Below are 1,295 nucleotides of genomic sequence, written 5' to 3' on the forward strand. Positions count from 1 at the left end.
CCCACAGACTTTACTTTAGAATCAGCAATGACGATATTCATTGCTGATTCTAACTCATCTAAACCTGAAGAGTGTTTAATGTTCCTCGTTAAGAGTTGATACCCGCCAAAGTCTCCAATATAAGCAAAATTTTGCGGCGACACTTGTGCTTCTGATATTTTATAAATTATATTTTCAATGGCATCGCAAACTAAATAATCTGTATTTTTAGCGGAGCTACTTGTTGATAAAACATCCAATATTTGACTAATTGAAAAGGAACTAACTTTGATTTGATCGAATGCATCCTGCGCTTCCACACTACAACCTGCAAAAGCGATAGCAACTTTTTTATTATTAACTAGGAATAATTTCAAACCACCATTCTTCTGATAGTCAGAATAAGCTGGTAGCTTACGACTTGGTTCGTGATTAAGCCTAGTATCGCTAACAAGGCAGATATTTTCAGACATATCTTTTTTGGCAAATATCAAACTCATTCAAATCCAACCTATTTTCGAATATCGTTTAGGGCTTAATGCTTTTTATACGGCGCAAAGCCCCACTTTATGGATATATGATACGGTCTTTCTTTTGATACTTCAAAATGAAAATCAATAAGTTAGTGAGGAAGTCAATAGGTCAGATTTCGCTGTTTGGCATAGCTTTAAATTTTACTGAATTTGGATAAATTTTAGTAGGGAAAACGCACGACCAATAAATCGGACTGAGTGTTTGCTCTAAACGATTTTGGGGCAGAAGTGAGCTAAAGCTACCTGTCGGATCTAATTGCATCGTGCGTTCTGTTTGATCTGTTCTTAGACCACTATCTTCACCTGCAGACGTGTCACCCCATAACATTACGCTTCATGCCCTGTCGTCAGCTTTAACCAATCACAATGAACATCATGAGCTGTTGGCAGTAATACGCTAATGCCGGTGGTCGATGATGGCCGGTACTTAAGCGTGTTGTTCCGCTTGGTCCTATGGTCCTGCAGTGTGTTTACCTGCAGGTGTGTCCGCTAATCTCACGCTGGCTAAATAGTATTTGTGAGGCCGGGAGATTAGTTGGGCGGATAGGTGTTGATGCCTGGCATCAAGGTGCATGTTTGCGTTTTTGTCAGCGGCTTTACCTGCAGATGTATTAGTCGTTCAGGCATTCGCTAATGTCTGTGGGTGCAGCAGGCATTGATAGGGTAGATATAGACGTGCTGTGCGACGATGACAAGTGAGAATTCTACACGTTTTCTTAGTTGCAGTTGTTGCTGATATGTTATGTGGCGATAGGGGTATTACACCATTAGGGTTCAACAGTA

General features: G+C 40.4%; 1 pseudogene. It reads right to left on the reverse strand.

Annotated elements, in window-relative coordinates:
- Positions 1-479, reverse strand: a pseudogene (locus FW758_RS24495) (hypothetical protein); the annotation flags it as partial.
- Between the last annotated feature and the right edge of the window lie 816 nt (positions 480-1,295).

The organism is Shewanella sp. 1180_01, assembly GCF_052850535.1.